Source organism: uncultured Prevotella sp. (assembly GCF_946407605.1).
Taxonomy (GTDB): domain Bacteria; phylum Bacteroidota; class Bacteroidia; order Bacteroidales; family Bacteroidaceae; genus Prevotella.
Genome location: NZ_CAMJOS010000032.1, coordinates 26,545 through 42,036 on the forward strand (window position 1 = coordinate 26,545; position 15,492 = coordinate 42,036).

General features: G+C 51.0%; 13 protein-coding genes, 1 tRNA gene and 1 riboswitch. Of the genes, 2 read left to right on the forward strand and 12 right to left on the reverse strand.

Annotated elements, in window-relative coordinates:
• Positions 1–33 precede the first annotated feature (33 nt).
• From Q0R57_RS12035 to Q0R57_RS12045, 3 genes are read right to left on the reverse strand one after another with little or no spacing between them, the layout of a single operon-like run.
• Positions 34–2,931, reverse strand: coding sequence for a tetratricopeptide repeat protein (locus Q0R57_RS12035; RefSeq protein WP_294747980.1), 2,898 nt, complete (start codon positions 2,929–2,931; stop codon positions 34–36).
• A gap of 48 nt (positions 2,932–2,979) precedes the next feature.
• Positions 2,980–3,189, reverse strand: coding sequence for a hypothetical protein (locus tag Q0R57_RS12040; protein ID WP_294747983.1), 210 nt, complete (start codon positions 3,187–3,189; stop codon positions 2,980–2,982).
• A gap of 4 nt (positions 3,190–3,193) precedes the next feature.
• Complete coding sequence (locus tag Q0R57_RS12045) at positions 3,194–4,453, reverse strand: 3-phosphoshikimate 1-carboxyvinyltransferase (protein ID WP_294747986.1); 1,260 nt, start codon at positions 4,451–4,453, stop codon at positions 3,194–3,196.
• A gap of 165 nt (positions 4,454–4,618) precedes the next feature.
• Here Q0R57_RS12045 and Q0R57_RS12050 point away from each other — a divergent pair.
• Positions 4,619–4,694, forward strand: a tRNA-Pro gene (locus Q0R57_RS12050).
• 191 nt (positions 4,695–4,885) lie between these two features.
• Here Q0R57_RS12050 and Q0R57_RS12055 read toward each other — a convergent pair.
• From Q0R57_RS12055 to Q0R57_RS12095, 9 genes are all read right to left on the reverse strand, one after another.
• Positions 4,886–5,353 (reverse strand): hypothetical protein, encoded by a 468-nt coding sequence (locus Q0R57_RS12055; RefSeq protein ID WP_294747988.1) that lies wholly within the window; start codon positions 5,351–5,353, stop codon positions 4,886–4,888.
• Positions 5,354–5,732: 379 nt separating this feature from the next.
• On the reverse strand, positions 5,733–8,312 hold the full coding sequence (locus tag Q0R57_RS12060) for a DUF5686 and carboxypeptidase-like regulatory domain-containing protein (RefSeq protein WP_294747991.1): 2,580 nt from the start codon (positions 8,310–8,312) through the stop codon (positions 5,733–5,735).
• A gap of 9 nt (positions 8,313–8,321) precedes the next feature.
• Positions 8,322–8,888 carry a hypothetical protein gene (locus tag Q0R57_RS12065; RefSeq protein WP_294747995.1) on the reverse strand — a complete coding sequence of 189 codons (567 nt, stop codon included), beginning with the start codon at positions 8,886–8,888 and terminating at the stop codon, positions 8,322–8,324.
• Between the two features lie 27 nt (positions 8,889–8,915).
• Positions 8,916–9,503, reverse strand: coding sequence for a GTP cyclohydrolase I FolE (gene folE / locus Q0R57_RS12070; RefSeq protein WP_294747997.1), 588 nt, complete (start codon positions 9,501–9,503; stop codon positions 8,916–8,918).
• 4 nt (positions 9,504–9,507) lie between these two features.
• Positions 9,508–9,993 (reverse strand): SPOR domain-containing protein, encoded by a 486-nt coding sequence (locus Q0R57_RS12075; protein ID WP_294748000.1) that lies wholly within the window; start codon positions 9,991–9,993, stop codon positions 9,508–9,510.
• 189 nt (positions 9,994–10,182) lie between these two features.
• Positions 10,183–12,117, reverse strand: a complete 1,935-nt coding sequence (gene tpiA, locus Q0R57_RS12080) for a triose-phosphate isomerase (RefSeq protein ID WP_294748004.1) — start codon at positions 12,115–12,117, stop codon at positions 10,183–10,185.
• 11 nt (positions 12,118–12,128) lie between these two features.
• Positions 12,129–12,677, reverse strand: coding sequence for a DUF1599 domain-containing protein (locus Q0R57_RS12085; RefSeq protein WP_294748007.1), 549 nt, complete (start codon positions 12,675–12,677; stop codon positions 12,129–12,131).
• A 44-nt stretch (positions 12,678–12,721) separates the two neighbouring features.
• Positions 12,722–13,081: a hypothetical protein gene (locus Q0R57_RS12090; protein ID WP_294748010.1), complete on the reverse strand. Its 360-nt coding sequence runs from the start codon at positions 13,079–13,081 to the stop codon at positions 12,722–12,724.
• Between the two features lie 274 nt (positions 13,082–13,355).
• Positions 13,356–13,757 (reverse strand): hypothetical protein, encoded by a 402-nt coding sequence (locus Q0R57_RS12095; protein ID WP_294748013.1) that lies wholly within the window; start codon positions 13,755–13,757, stop codon positions 13,356–13,358.
• 46 nt (positions 13,758–13,803) lie between these two features.
• Positions 13,804–14,018, reverse strand: a riboswitch (cobalamin riboswitch).
• A 266-nt stretch (positions 14,019–14,284) separates the two neighbouring features.
• Here Q0R57_RS12095 and Q0R57_RS12100 point away from each other — a divergent pair.
• A partial coding sequence (locus Q0R57_RS12100) for a glutamine synthetase III (RefSeq protein WP_294748015.1) occupies positions 14,285–15,492 on the forward strand: 1,208 nt, incomplete at its 3' end.

The following is a 15,492-nucleotide window of genomic DNA, read 5'->3' on the forward strand; positions in this document are numbered from 1 at the left end:
ATACCTCAAACCTTAAATCTCAAACCTTAAACCTTACCAGAGGTCAAAGTCATCATCATCTTCGTATTCTTCCTCTTCTTCCTCCTCTTCTTCTGGCTCATCGTCAGCGTCGAACACCTCCATGTCGGTAGGCGTGTTCAATAGTTCCTCGTTGGTGATGGGCAGTGGCAGGAACACCCGCTCATAGAACTCATCGTAGTCCCTGTAGCTGTAGCGCGTGCCGATAAGTGTCAGGTTGCGTTCGCTGATGACCACACTGCGACAGTGGGTCAGTACGTCCTGCATGACATCGGCAGCATAGAGCTGACGGGCATATTGCAGCGCCTCGTCAAAGCTGAGGAAGCCACGAATGAGCATGCGGCTGAAACCCTGCTCGCGTTCTATCTCGAGGTCGAAGTTGCGCACCAGGAAGTTAGAGAAATTAAAGCGAGCCATCTCGTAGAGCAGCTGGTTCTCGTTGACCGAGTCAGGCTGATAGGCCAACATGAAAAGGAACGGCACGTTGCGGTCGGCCGATAGCGTGTCGGCAGAGGCAGAGTCGAGCTCGAGGGTCACATCACGGCGTGACCAGATATCATCGAGGTCGAACTTACCGCCATAGAGTGTCTTTCCCTCCTGCACACCCTTGATAATCATACCAGCCATCTCGGTGACCTCACTCTGTGGATATTTCTCCACCACCGTCTTCAGTTCTGCCACACAGCCCTTCGCATCGCCTTCATTCAACAGGCTGAGGCCGTTGATGAAGATGAACTTAGGACGGTTCTCGCCCAATGGGAAACGTTCTTCTGAGAGTTTCGCATTGGCGTGAATCATGCTGTGGTTATTTTCCTTGAAGGCGTCGTAGGTGGCAGCATAGAGCGAGTCCTCGATATGTTCACCAAAGCGTGCATTCTCTTCGAAGTAGGGGTCGTTAAGCAGGATGGTCCATTCGCTCTCAGGATAGTTCTCTATCAGTTTCTCCAGACAGGCGTTGGCCGATGCTGTGTCGCCCTTTCTTGAGTAGAGCAGGAAGAGGTGATACCATGCCTGATCCATTTTCTCGAAGTCAGGATATTGAGTGGTGAGACGCACTAACTGCTTCTCTGCCAGCGACATATTTTCCAGTTTGTCCTTGAAGATGATGCCAGCATTGAACAGTCCGTCCATGATAATCAGGTCGCTTGCGGCTTTCTGCTCGTCAGTGAAGGGAATCTGTGCCAGGTAGTATTCGCGGTTGTGCGGATCGTTGGCCAGCGTGTCAGCCTCGGCAGTATCGCCAGCAACGGAATCGCTGAGCTCAGTGGTATCCATTTCTGGCATTTCCAGACTGTCAGGGACTTCAGGAGTCTCTGTGTCTTCCGGCAGGTCAAGATTCACCACCGTCTTGTTGGCACGCTGCCAGTCATCTTGGTTCTCTCGCTTGCCCCACTGCTTTTGGAAGCTTTGCTTACCTTGGTTTACTGCCATCTGGTTGTAGAAATACCACTGGCCGTTAGTGTTGTTCGCATTCGTATTCTGCTGTGGGGTCTGTCTGGGCTGGTTGCGGTTGCCAGTAGTGTTTCGCTTCTGCAGTGCTTGCTCTACCTCGGCCTCCTGTTGCTTCTTGCGCTCCTCCTTTTCCTTTTTCTTCAGTTCGTCGATGACGCGGTCGATGGCTGCCAAACGGTCTTTCTCAGGCATCAAGGCCAACTCCTGCAGCGAGTCCTGCAGATGGACGGCATCGGTAAAGGGCACTAGCTCGTCAAGGACCTTTGAGCGTTTCGACAGCTCCTCATAGTCAGGGCGCTCCTTGTCAAGCAGTCCGATAGCCTCACCATAGCAACGCTGGGCATCATTGTATTTTTCCAATACCCAGTACAGGTTGCCCAGCTTCAATAGCAGCACACCCTTCTCTATGCCACTGCGTGTAGCCTTCTCGTTGCCTTTTTCATAGGCAGCGATGGCCTGTGTGGTGTCTTTCTGCATCAGGTAGATATTACCAATGGCATAGTACACTTGATCCAGATAATCCTTGTTATTGTCAGAATGCGCCATGCGGTTCAGACGCGCAATCATCTTTTTATAATTGCCTTTAGCCATCACCTCAGTCTGGGCAATGCGGGCATTGAACTCCAGTTCGTAAGGCGGGTTCTGACGGATGGCCTTCTGATAGGCTTTGTAGGCCTCCTCACGTTGTCCCAGGGCACCTAAAACCTGTCCCATGAGGAACCACTCGCGCGCTTTCTGCGTCTTGCGCTTCTCGTGTTTGATGGTCTGTCGCAGGTAGGGCACAGCCTTCTCCAGCTCGCCAGTCTTCAGATAGTAGTCAGCATAGGTCACATCCCAGTGTTTCTTAGCCAGGTAGTGAATGGAGTCGCGACTCATGTTGCGAATCACGTCCTCGGCATCGTAGAGCCAGTCGAGTTCTACGTAGCAGCGGGCCAGCCAGGCACGAGCTATGCCGTTCTGCATAGGCTGTGACTGATAGAGTCGCGACATATAACTGAAGGTGGCCGCAGCCTCGTCGAAGTCGCCTTTCTGAAACTGTGCCATACCCATCATCAGCCACGCTTTCCACAGGAACGGGTTATACTCCTTGCGTCCCAGCCATTCTTTGTCGCGTGCTGTCTTGCGACGTGACTTCTTCCATTCGGGCTTGGCCTTGATAGAGTGCTGTTTGATGGTCTTCTCCATCTTCTCTACCGTGCGCTCAAAGTTGCCTTTGCCTATTGTCAGGCTCTGTTTGTTGCCAACGGTATGCAGAGGCAGCATCTCGGTGAAGTTGTCCTTGTTGCCTTTCTCTTTCTCAAGAGCGCCGTCGATATAGGCCAGCTGACCATTATAATAGGTATTGTATCTTGCAGTAAACGACTGCCAGAAACGGCTCCTTGCCGTGTTTTTATGCACAGAGCAGGCCGTCAGCAGCGTGCTGACGACGACAATCAATAATATGTAATTGTGCCTGCGCATTCTTTATAATGCTTGGTTCTTAATGCTTAATGCATAATTAAAGAACTCCTAAACTTCTGATTTATTGCCTTCTTTGCGCTTTTTCTCCTCCATCAGGCAGGCAATTTTACAATCTCCGGAGACTTTGCTGCTGCAGGAGGCACAGTCGTGAGCCTCTACAACAGGCTCGTCGGTGCCGCCTTTCGTCAGCATCGACGCCAATGCCGCCACAATACCCAGCGCCACCAAAGCTCCTATACATATCAGTGCAAACTGCATAGCGTTACTCGTTTACTGTAAACCCTGCATTCTCCAAATCCTCCCAATAATGGGGATAAGACTTCGAAACAACCTCTGGATTGTTGATGCAGATGGGACTGACGAGTGCCATAGGAGCAAAGGCTAGCGCCATGCGGTGATCGTCGTAGGTGTCGATGGAGGCTGGAGATTGGAGGTTGGAGGCTGGAGATTTGGTGCCGTCCCACCTCAACTCGCGGTCATTGATGGCTTCGAGGACATAGCCCAGCTTGCCCAACTCGGTCTTTAAGGCCGCGATACGGTCGGTCTCCTTGATTTTCAGTGTCTGCAGACCAGTGAAACGGAAGGGCACACCCATTGCGCAACAGGCGCAGACGAAGGTCTGGGCCAGGTCGGGGGCGTTGACGAAGTCATACTCCAAGCGTATCACCCTGTGTCCGCTCTTGCTTAGCGTGATGGTGGTAGGCACACCAGACTTCCTGGTGGCGAACGTGGTCTTCACGCCCAGCAGGCTGAAGATATAACGCACGCTGGAGTCGCCCTGCTTTGAGCCGTCCATCAGTCCTTCCAGTCGTACCTGGGCCTCTGGGTCGTCGCTCAGCGCCACCATCTCGTACCAGTAGCTGGCTGCGCTCCAGTCGTTTTCAATCAGATAGGGGCGTGCTGTATAGGGCTTGGGCTGAATGGTAATGGTGTCTACCGAGGTCCATTCGGCCTCGGCGCCAAACTCTCGCATGGTCCACAGCGTCAGGTCGATGTAGGGCCTTGAGATGATGTCGCCCAGCAGGCGCAGCGTCATACCCTTGCGCAGCACAGGACCAATGAGCAGCAATGCCGAGATAAACTGAGAACTGATGTTGCCAGCCACCTCCAGCGTTCCGCCATCGAGCATAGCGCCCTTGATGCGCAGGGGTGGAAAACCCTCTTCGTTCTCGTATTGGATGTCGGCACCCAGCTGTCGCAATGCGTCCACCAGAATCTTGATGGGGCGGTGCTTCATACGTTCCGTTCCAGTGATGACATGTTCACCATGCTCTGTGGCAGCCAGAAAGGCCGTCATAAAGCGCATGGCGGTGCCTGCCGCCTTGATGTTGATGACCTCTGGCATCTTTTTCAGCGCATTAATCACAACTTTCGTGTCGTCGCAGTCGCTTAGGTTCTCTGGCAGAATGTCGCCGCCAGCCAGTGCATAGATGATTAATGCTCTGTTTGATATGCTTTTCGACGCAGGTAATTTGATAGTTGCCTGCAGTCGTTTAGGTTTTGTGATGTTATATGTTGTCATAATTGGGGCAAAGATACAAAATAAAACTGAAATACGAAAGCTATTTGAGAAGATTAACGCAGGAAAACGAAAAAACTTTAGGAAAAATTTGGCAGTCTCGGAAAAACTCTGTACCTTTGCACCCGCATTCGACGAAAACGTCAGTGCTAAGCTTAAAAAAAGGATCGGGATTTAGCGCAGTTGGTAGCGCACACGTCTGGGGGGCGCGAGGTCGCTGGTTCGAGTCCAGTAATCCCGACCAATCGAAGAGGATGAGTCATGAGGCTCATCCTCTTATTTTTTTTGACTTCGGTGATTTTAACATTTCAGAGAAGTTGACTCTCTTGAAACCCCTATAAACAGGAAATTCTGCATGGTGACTTGGGTGACTCAGGAGTTTCGTGCGGGTTTTTAATTATCGTGTTTCACTACGCCTTCGTTTTTTTTGAGATGCTACATAGCGGTGATGATGACAGTGCTTTTGCCCTTGACTGCATGGAGAGTAATGGTGTCAGGCCAAGGACCGCTTAGAAACAAATCCTTGTAGCCTTTGAGGCTTGCAATACAAATCTCATCGGGATGGTCGGCAGCGTAAGCAATGATGGCCTCCTCAACATCATTGATGGTAACATCCTTCCCAGCCACCATTTCCTCCGCCAACACCTCCAAGGCTCTGGCAAGCGGCTTGGCATTAAGCGAATAATAGCGGGTATAGGCACTTCCGATTCCTTTGGGTGTTATCGTCTTGCGAAGTGTAGGCAGATGATGCTTCAAATGCATCTGAATCATGTTAAAGATGGCACGACGTTTTTTGGCCGCCGGAGTGGTGTAGACGTGTGCGGGCATAGTGGGCTTGGAACGCGCAAAGGTTACATCCCCACGAGTTACATACGTAATACCATCGATTTTTCCTGATGCCATTCGGCCAACGCCGACTTGTTTAATTTTTACCATACTGTTATATAATTAGTTTCTACAATATTTTATTATTCCCAACAGACTTATTCCTTCACTCTATCCATACCCTATCCAAGCAGTACTCTGGTTCTATCCAAGGTGATGTCAGCCTTTTTACCTTGGCTACACCTTGGCTATACCTTGGCTACACCTTGGGTAGACCTTGGGTAGACCTTGGGTAGAGTATGTAAAATCTGCGACAAAGATATGAAAAAACTATGAAAAAAAAAAGGAAAAAGTGAATTTTCCACTAACTAGCACATCCGAAATTACCAGAATTAGCTAACTGTCGTGCGCGAATAGGGTGACTTTGTTTTCAATGAAAAGTCCTATTCGCATGAGGTTAGAAGGTGAGCGACACACCATAGCGTATGCCCCAATGTGGAGCGGTGGGCAGGTCTTTATAAGTGAGACGCTTGACCCATTCTACGCGGAAGAACTTGAAGATGTTGTGCACACCTACCACCACTTCGGCATAGGGATGATTGAAGGTCATGAGGTTCACACCTTCAGGGAAATACATCAGTCGCTCGTTGCCAGCATTCTCTGGCAGGTAGGGGTTGTTCTTGTCGGAGAGTTCACCCCAGAGCATGCGCAGTCCCAGATACTCGCGCCAGTAGAGTTTCTTGGCCAGGGGTATGCGGTTGAGAATCTTACCGTTCATATCCCATGCCAGCATAAGTGAGGCATAGCGGTCGTTAAGAAACTCCATCGTGTTGATGAGGCTGAAGGTGCGTGGCTGCTGGATGAACGAGGGGTTGGCAGCAGGCATGATGAGGAGGGGGTAGGGCACCTGGTCCCATTGTATGCCGCCCTTGATGTCGACATCGAACTTGCCCCAGCTGTTCAGCCAGAAACGCTTGAAGATATGAGCCTCCGTGAGGTGGAAGTTATAGTCGCCGCCCAGCACGCCGTTAAAGCCAATGGTGTGGCGGATGCTGAACACAGGGGCGTCGAGGTTGATGACGCGTCGGCGCAGCTTATTATTAATATAGGTCTCGCCAGGAGCATAGCGCAGGAAGATAGAGGCCTCGGTGGTGCGCAGGTACTCATGGTTGCCCGTCTTGCTGAAGTTCGGCATATAGGGCTTGTCGAGTGTCTGGAACGACATGTTGCCGAAGGCTTCGTTCTCTTCCATCTTTCCGCTGACAATAGCCTTGAGGCCCCAGTCGGTCTCGTATTCGAAGGCAGCCTGCTGACGGTTGTACGACATCATCTTGTTGGTCTCGGCCCACTTTATTGCCACGAAGATATTATCCTTGTCGGACTCCATGAAGCGGTCGCCTGGCGAGAAGATATCCTGCGTGGACTGCAGGGTGAGCGTGCGCCGTGGGAACTCGTGGGGCAGGTACTTCTTCGCATTGAGCGAGTAGGTCATCTCAGCGTTGTAGTAGTTGCGATGACTGCCCCAGCCGTGGGCGTAGTAGCCTGATAGGAACAGGTGCTTGTTGAGGTTAGCGGTGGTCTTCGCACTCAGTCGTGAGCGCCAGCCGTCAACGTAGTTCTGGGTGATGAAGGTGTTGACAGGACAGATGTCTAGATAGTTGGGGTTGCCTGTCTCCAGCGAGTTCTCGAACAGCGTCTTAAGGCCGAAGAGCACATACTTGAAGCCCTTGGTGTTCTCAATGTTGTGCATGAACTTATCCATTGAGCTCTCGCTCTTGGTGAGCTCCACCTGTCGGTATTGCTCCCAAAACTCCTTGTCGCGCATCTGGGCGTCGGCCTCAGTCACCTCGTCTTTCTTGCCCTTGAATATCTTATTGGGCACCTCGTCGAAGGCATATTCCGAATAGCGGGTGATACGTGTGACGAGGGCGCCAGTACTGATGAAATCAAAGAGCTTGAGTTCGGTGGTCATATCGTCCTGAGTAAGCACCCACTGGCCGTCGGGCAGCTTCTCGTATTCCTGCATCACCTGCATGTTTTCTACGAAGTTGACGCTGCTCTGCTTAGGGATAGTGAGCTGGCAGCGACGCAGATGGAGGGTAGAGTCGTTCAGGATATACAGATCACCGCGGAATCCCATATCCTGCATGTTGTTAGGCAGGAACGATAGGTGTATGCAACTGTCCATGCCTATGGCCAGCGTGTCTTCTATATAATAGCGGTAGAAGCCGATACCTGCCTCAGACATGGGCGAGGTGAAGGGGCGCTGCAGCAGGCGGATGTCGTCTTGGTAGAGGTCAACATCTGTGAAAACGTCCTTTACCACCGTGTTGATGATGTCGCCCGTCTGGAAATAGTCGTTGATACCCGTCGAGGTCTGTCCTTGAATGATGTTCTTCTCGTCGTGAGGCGACTTACGATAGAACTTCTGCGATACGGTCTCGTCAACGCTGACAGGCAGCACCAGCTTGTTGGTGTAGGGACTCACCTCCACATGATTGAGCAGCCAGGGCGTCTTGGAGAAAGGCGGCTTTTCCAACTGCTCTGGGGTGAGGTCGTTGAGTGCTACGGTGAGACGCTCGTATTTGTTGTAGCGGTAATAGTCGTTGTTGGCCAGATTGGTCTTTTTCTTCGCTGCCACCACGCGCTTCATCAGTTCTACGGCAGGGTTGTCCTTGCGGCTGTAGCGACTGCGTGAAGACTTGATGGTGACACCCTCCAGCTGTTTGTTGTCGGGCTTCAGTCGGATGTTCAGATGCTTCCTGGTGCGACCAATGATGGCAATGATGCGTGTCTTATAGCCTACGGCGCTGACGGTGATGTTCCAGCCTTCGTGGCGTTCAATCTTGTATTTGCCCCAGGCATCGGCCACTGCCGAGACGTTATGCCCTTTATAAACAATGCTGGCAAACGATATAGAGTCACCCGTCTCATCGTCAATCACCGCTCCGCTGATGAATGACTGCTCTTGCTGCTGCGCACCAATAGCGATGCACCACAGCGTGGTGTATAGCAAAATGACGATTCGACGAATCATTTTTATAGTTTATTCTCCTTCATAGCGGAACACGCCGCCCAGGTCGGGGTTCTCACCGAAATATTCCTCATCGCCTCCAGGATTGGTGACAACTGGTTGGTTATAGTCTTTTCTGACAGGACCTACGCGTAGCAGGAAGTCGTTGAAGTTGGCAGTAGGAATAACCATACCGAAGATGCCTACGGCACAGCGTACGCCCTCGATGCGGTAGTTGTTGTACAGACGAATGGTAGAGAACAGCGTGTGGTCGTAATACTCCAGTCGGTTGTACTTCTCGAACTGGGCCATCATTTCGTTAGCACTGGTGGTATCGGTTGTTGAAAACATATAGCCGATATTGTTCACCATCTCGTCGAGACCGTCCAGCGTCAAACTGTCGTTTTCCTCAATACACTGGCGGATGTTGTCGTTAGTCTCGGCAAACATCGTCTCCTCAGAGGGTTTCGTAATGACGGCAATAACCATCAGTGCGATGAGAATGAAGATACTGATGAGGATACGTCCCAGACAGCTGTTTGTGAACGATGAAAAAAGAGATTCTTTTTTGCGGTATGAGCCGCGATCACTAGGCTTCATAGTAGTTATGGGATTTTGAGTTGAATGTTAAATATATTGGTGTGATATTAAGTTCATAAACTCCTGGCGAGTCTTGGCCTGCTCGAAGGCACCGCTGAACTCGCTGGTTGTGGTGATGCTGTTCTGCTTCTCAACACCACGCATCTGCATGCACATATGCTTGGCTTCAACCACCACCATAACACCCAGCGGATGCAGGGTCTCTTCAATGCATTGGCGTATCTGCATGGTCATGCGCTCCTGTACCTGCAGACGATGGCTGTAGATATCGACCACACGGGCTATCTTAGACAAGCCAGTGATGTAGCCGTTGGGGATATAGGCCACATGCACCTTGCCATACATGGGCAGCATGTGGTGCTCGCAAAGCGAGAAGAAGTCAATGTCCTTGACAATGACCATGTGATTATAGTCTTCCTTGAACAAAGCACCCATCAATACCTCGCGTGCATCCATCTCGTAGCCGCGGGTCAGCACCTGCATGGCTTTTGCCACACGGATAGGCGTCTTTTCCAATCCCTCGCGAGTGGGGTCTTCACCCAGCAGCTCGAGGATTCTCTTATAGTGTGAGGCCAACTCTTCGAGGCCTTCTCTGTATTCTGGTTCTGTAGTCATTATATTATTGTGTGACGGTAATCTTTCCTTTCACGACAGTAGCCGATTCATAGCCCATCTTACGTATCTCCAGCATCTTCTCGTGGGCCTCCTCGTAGGTGCGGTAGTTGCCCAGACGGCATATCCATCGGGGCGAATAGAAATGTACATAGACCTCCTCGCCAGGATACAACTGCCTGAGGGCGTTGCCAGCCTGTTCTGCACGCTGTCTGTCGCGACGTGTGTTGCCGCCAGCAAACACCTGGATGCGATAGCCCGTGGTCTTAAACGTGCGTTTTGATCCAGCGTTGTCAATAGAGTCAACGGCTGCTGGCTCTGGCAGCTCCACTACGACGGCGGGAGTCTGTGGTTTGGGAGTTGGGGTAGGGGTCTGAGGCTTTGGCGTCTGGTTCTGTGGCTTTGCTGCCGGCTTGCTGTCCTTTTTAGGTGTGGCAGGTGTGGCAACGCCGTTTACCAGTTCGTCGATGGCTTCATCCTGATGGATGGTCACCGTACCCTGACCCTGCGCAGTCTTTTGTATGCGCTGAGTATAAGTCTGTGCGGTTAAAGGTAAAAAAGTAAAAAGGTAAAAAGGTAAAATGACTAATACCTTTTTAATAATAGGTTGCAATAGCCTTGTCTTCATACGCATAATCATTAAATCTTTTACTTTCTTACTTCTTTACCTTTTTACTTTTGTTTACTTAAAGGCGTCGATGATGCCCTTGAAGTCAGCAGCCTTCAGTGAAGCACCACCAATCAGACCACCATCGATGTCGGGCTTTGCAAACAGCTCAGGAGCGTTGCTAGCCTTGCAGCTACCACCGTAAAGGATAGTAGTATCGTCGGCTACAGCCTGACCGTACTTCTCAGCGATGATTGAACGGATGTAAGCGTGGATCTCCTCAGCCTGCTCAGCGGTAGCGGTCTTACCAGTACCGATAGCCCAGATTGGCTCGTAGGCGATAACGATCTTGCGGAAGTCCTCCTCAGAGAGGTTGAATACTGAACCCTCGAGCTCGGCCTTTACTACCTCGTTCTGCTTGCCAGCCTCGCGCTCCTCGAGTGACTCACCGATACAGAAGATAACCTTCAGATCGTTCTTCTGAGCCAGAAGCACCTTCTCCTTCAGGATCTCTGGAGTCTCCTTGTAGTACTCACGACGCTCTGAGTGACCCAGGATAACGTACTGAGCACCAGTGCTCTTTACCATCTCGGCGCTAACCTCACCAGTGAAAGCACCCTTCTCCTTGTCAGCGCAGTTCTCAGCACCCAGACCGATGATGTTCTGGTCGAGGAACTGTGCGATAGAAGCGAGGTGGATGAATGGAGTGCAGATTACTACACCACAGTTAGGCTTCTCAGCCTTCAAAGTCTCGTTCAGCTCCTTTGCAAGAGCGATACCGTCCTGGAGATTCATGTTCATCTTCCAGTTACCTGCAACAATTTTCTTTCTCATTTTTTCTTCTTTTTTGTTGATAGAATTATAGTTGTCTTTACGTTTTCTTATCCATTTGGTCCAAGCCCAGAGGCGGTCGGCTATGCTGAGCAATACCAGCGGCAGCACAAACCACATCAGCAAAGCCAGAATACGTCGAGCCACAGAGTCGCCAGACAGATGGCCCAGCTCCGACTCTTCCAGCGGCTTGTCCAGGTCGTACTCGTTAGGCAGCATGTTATGACTCCATTTGCCTATCACTACACCGTCTTTCAGCAACAGCAGACCTGGATTGCTGCGAATGATGGTCTTCAGCGTGGTGCCGTCAGTCTGACAGAACGGATATTCAGCGCCTGTCAGGTCGCGCCACTGGCTCACGGCTTTCTCGCCACTGGCTGTCAGCCCGTAGAACGGATAGCCATAGTCCTGAGCATACTCATATACCTGATTAATCAGGTCCAGCTGTGAGTCGTCGGCCTTCTCCAGATAGGGTGCCACCAGCAGGAAGGTGTAGCCCTCGTTGCCCAGCACCTGTTCGGTGATGTCCTCGCCGTCGTCCATCCGCTCTATGAAGAAGTCGGTATAGGGCGACTCCTCGCCATCCATCATCTTGTTCCACCCTGTGCGTAGGTCGCTGCCCACATGATAGGGACGGAAGTCAAACTGTGGCCTGTCGTAGAGGCTCCAGCCTGCAATGGCCAGGATGAACACCGCCGAGTAGTTGATGACAATCCACTGGCTGGACTCGCCGATGAAGCGTACCATCTGCAAAGGCCATTTGGCCACCACAACGGCTGCTGCAAGCAGCACCACGTTCTTCCATAGCGTCTGCCAGTTGGTCAGCACGATGGCGTCGCCAAAGCATCCGCAGTCGCTGATGGGATTGGCCAGCGCCAGCCATAATGTCAAAGGGGTCATCACCGCCATGATAACCAGTGCCAGACGGGAACTCAGCCTGCGCCTGATTGCAAATAGCAAGAAGATGCCGATGCAGAACTCCACTGCTGCCAGCACTACTGCCACTGCCAGTGCCCCCCAGCTGCCCATGGGGCCAGTCAGACTTGTCAGGCCCATAGCCTGCAGGTAGTCCTCAATCTTATATTGCGTGCCCAGCGGGTCAACGGCCTTGACGAATCCTGATAGGATAAACGTTACGGCGAGCACCAGCCGGCATATATTTACGGCAATTCGTTTCAACTTATCACTTATCACTTCTCACTCAACTTGATGAGTCCGAAGACTGCATAGTTGATGATGTCCATATAGTTGGCGTCAATGCCCTCGCTTACCAGCAACTCGCCGCTCAGGTCTTCAATCTCCTTGATGCGCTCTATCTTGGTGAGTATCAGGTCGGTATAGCTGCTCACACGCATGCCTCGCCAAGCCTCGTCGTAGTCGTGGTTCTTTTTCTTCATCAGCTCCAGCGCCTCATGGGCATAGCGGTCGTAGAGGACCATCGCCTCGTCGTTGTTGGTATCAACGGTATCGGCAAAGCCCTTATCCAGCTGTATCAGTCCCACGATGCCATAGTTGATCAGCGCCATAAACTCTGGCCTGATGCCCTCGCCAACCAGCGACTCTTTCTTGATTTCCAGTGAACGGATGCGCTTGGCTTTGATGAACAGCTGGTCAGTCAGCGATGATGGACGCAGTATGCGCCACGAAGCCCCATAGTCGTGCAGCTTCTTTTGGAAGATGTCGCGACATTCGGCAATGGCAGCCTCGAATTCTGCGTTGGTCTTTTCAAACATATTCATAATGCGGGTGCAAAATTACTTAATTCTAACGAAATAGCCAAATTTCACTCCATTTCTTTTTGTTTCTGACGGATATACTTGATTTTTGCACCCAGCATGTCCCATTGCACCTGCAGCGAATCGCGATGCACTCGCAGCAGGTTCAGCGTCATCAGCTCCTCTTCTGTGGCACGCAGTTCAGCACGATGTTGCTCCACTTCCACCTTCATCCGCTCGTATTCGGCTTTTACTGCCTCTAGCGTCGAGTCCACGATGGCCAACTCCTGCTGAGCAGCCAGCAGCGATGAGTCCTGTTTGTGCTGCAGTGCTGCCCGTCGCTGGTCAATCTCTTTGCGTCGTTCGCTGTTGCCGCATGCCGTCAGCAGCATTGCTGCCAGCAACATCAAAAACATAGTCTTTCTCATTCTCTCTTCCTTTATGTTTAAATTCTTTGCAAAGATAATAACTTTTTTCCAAAGACCAACAAAATAGAGAGAAAAAACGCATGTGGCCTATTCAGGCCTGTCCAAAGCATTGCAAACATTACAAATGTCCGCAAAAACGATGTGCGAATTGGAGTCAGATGTTTACGATCTGTGCTCGTTGTATTTGATAATCAGGACAACGCCGAAGATGGTAACGATGAACTCGAAAGCTACTATTACTATATATATCATAATGGTGTGGGGATGAGATGGGTTACAGATTAGGCGAGACGATGCATGCCCAGTTATCGGTGTTCCACTGGGGCGAACTGACGAAGGCGGGCTGGCCCACGACATGCGCTCCGCAGGCTTTGAGGGCTTTGCGAACCGATTCTGCGGCAGCTGCGTGGTCTATGCTGTTGCCCAAGGCCACAAACATGGCGACGTGCTTTCCGCTGAGACTAGTGCCTTTGAACGTCTGACAAGCATACTGCCAATGGGGCGTAAGCTGCCCATCGGCCTGAAACTCGAGGGCGAGGACGAAGCTCTGGCTGTTCTCTACGTGACGGGCATTCACACTCTGGACGCTGACAATTTCAGCACCCAACCTGTCGGCTATTTCTTCTGCAATAGCCTGACAACTGTCGTACACGACGACGATTGACTCATGTTTCATATCCACAAAAATTGCTTGCGCCTCAAACCCTTACATCGAGAGTCTTCGGCATATTTCCGACGAAGGCTGGTCTTCAGACTTTCCTCCACTCCCAAGCGCCTTCTCAGACAAATGTCCAATGGCATGAACGCTATCAAGCGAATCTTAATGGCGTATGTGCTTAGGAGCCATAATGGAGTTCACTGCTGCGGGACAGTCGGAGATTCTCACTCACGTTCCCAATTAATCGCGGCTAAGCGAACCTTCGTTAATTCGTTGGTAAAAGTACAAAATATTTTTGAAACCTGTATGCTTTTTTTTGAAATAATTTTATCAGAGGCCTGTTTTTGTGCCATTGCAACAGAAATGAATAATAAATGTATGAGTATTAAAGTTTCAGATTGTCACAAAAAGACGATAATTTTCTTACGATTTGTTACTTTTTGAAAGAAAGAAGATTTTTTCTGCTACAATATCAAGGCATAGGTTAACAATATGCATTAACTTTGCACCCGAAAACAAACAAAGTGTAACCAAAAAGTAAAAAGATGGAAGCATTAAGATTTCAGGTTGTCGGCGAGGCATTCAAGAAGAAGCCGCTCGACGTAAAAGCACCCAGTGAGAGACCTTACGAGTATTTTGGTAAGAAGGTCTTCAATCGTGAGAAGATGTACAAGTACCTGCCCAAGGACGTGTATGAGAAGATGGTCGATGTCATCGACAATGGCGCACGTCTGGACAGAGCAGTAGCCGATGCAGTAGCCGCTGGTATGAAGCAGTGGGCTGTAGAGAATGGCGTGACCCACTATACGCACTGGTTCCAGCCTCTAACCGAGGGTACTGCCGAGAAGCACGACTCTTTCATTGAGCATGACGGTAAGGGCGGTATGGTCGAGGAGTTTACTGGTAAGTTGCTCGTACAGCAGGAGCCTGATGCTTCAAGCTTCCCTTCTGGCGGTATCCGCTCAACCTTTGAGGCTCGCGGCTATTCAGCCTGGGATCCCACCTCTCCTGTCTTCATCATCGACGACACGCTGTGTATCCCCACTGTATTTATATCTTATAGTGGTGAGGCACTTGACTATAAAGCACCGCTGCTGCGTGCCCTGCATGCTGTAAACGTGGCTGCTACGGATGTTTGCCATTACTTCGACCCCTCAGTGAAGAAGGTGCAGAGCAATCTTGGTTGGGAACAGGAGTACTTCCTCGTGGACGAGGGACTGTATGCAGCACGTCCTGACCTGCTGTTGACGGGTCGCACCTTGATGGGTCACGACTCTGCCAAGAACCAGCAGATGGACGATCACTATTTCGGTGCTATCCCTGAGCGTGTGGCTGCCTTTATGCGCGACCTCGAGATTCAGGCCCTGGAGTTGGGTGTACCTTGCAAGACCCGTCACAACGAGGTGGCTCCCAACCAGTTCGAGCTGGCTCCTATCTTCGAAGAGACCAACCTTGCCGTTGACCATAACATGATGCTGATGAGTCTGATGAAGAAGGTGGCTCGCAAGCACGGTTTCCGCGTGCTGCTGCACGAAAAGCCCTTCGCAGGCATTAATGGTAGTGGTAAGCACAACAACTGGAGTCTTTCAACAGACAACGGCGTGTTGCTGCATGCTCCTGGCAAGACCCCTGAGCAGAACCTGCGCTTCGCTACTTTCATTGTAGAGACCCTGATGGGCGTTTACAAGCACAACGGATTGCTCAAGGCCTCTATCATGAGTGCTACCAACGCTCACCGTCTGGGCGCCAACGA